This is a genomic window from Niveispirillum fermenti (assembly GCF_048066175.1).
Taxonomy (GTDB): Bacteria; Pseudomonadota; Alphaproteobacteria; order Azospirillales; family Azospirillaceae; genus Niveispirillum; species Niveispirillum fermenti.
Genome location: NZ_JBLTXA010000108.1, coordinates 1 through 901 on the forward strand (window position 1 = coordinate 1; position 901 = coordinate 901).

The 901-nt window shown below is 65.1% G+C and carries 1 protein-coding gene; it reads left to right on the top strand.

From position 1 onward, the window contains the following. Positions 1–149 precede the first annotated feature (149 nt). A partial coding sequence (istA, locus tag ACM9LZ_RS25895; protein WP_416622381.1) for an IS21 family transposase occupies positions 150–901 on the top strand: 752 nt, incomplete at its 3' end.

Sequence of the window (901 nt, forward strand, 5' to 3'; positions counted from 1 at the left end):
CTGTCGCTGGCGGGATAAAACTCCCCAGAAGTGGCGAATGAAAAGTCCCCAGTTTTGGCAGAGGGCAAGGCCCCGGGGGGCATGCCCCCCGGGGCCTTGCGGCCATCTCTCCGCCATCCTGTTTCCCGCTGTCTGCGGGGAGGATGCCGGTGATCAAGCTTGGGGACCTTGTCATGATCCTGGACCTTGCCCGCCAAGGGCTATCCGTTTCCGCCATCGCGCGCCGGACCGGTTTCGACCGCAAGACCGTGCGCCGGCATATCGAGCGTGGGCTGGAGCCGCCCGCCTACACACCCCGGCCACCGCGGCTGTCGCTGTTATCCCCCTATGAGCCCTTCTTGCGCGAACGGCTGGCCACCGTGCCGGAACTGACGGCCAGACGCCTGCACCGGGAGATCAAGGAGCAGGGCTACAAGGGCGGCTACACCCTGGTGAAGGTCTTTGTCCGGTCCGTGCGACTGACACCGGCCAGGCGCTTCGAGCGCCGGTTCGAGACGCCGCCCGGCAAACAGGCCCAAGTGGATTTCGCCTACTTCAAAACCGAATTCACCGACGAACCTGGCATGGAGCGGGTGGTCTGGCTGTTCTCCCTGGTGCTGGGCCATTCCCGGATGATCTGGGCGCGGTTCGTCGCCCGCCAGGATCTGCCCACTCTGCTGCGCTGTCATATTGCCGCCTTCGAGGCTCTGGGCGGCGTGCCAGAGCAGATCCTCTACGACCGGATGCGTACCGCCGTTCTGGGCGAGGCGGACGACGACAGGGGCGTCGTCTACAACGAGAAGCTCCTGACACTGGCGGCCCATTACGGCTTCCTGCCGAAGGCCTGCAAGCCCTACCGAGCCCAGACCAAGGGTAAAGTGGAGCGGCCCTTCCGCTATGTGCGGGAGGATTTCTTCCTGGG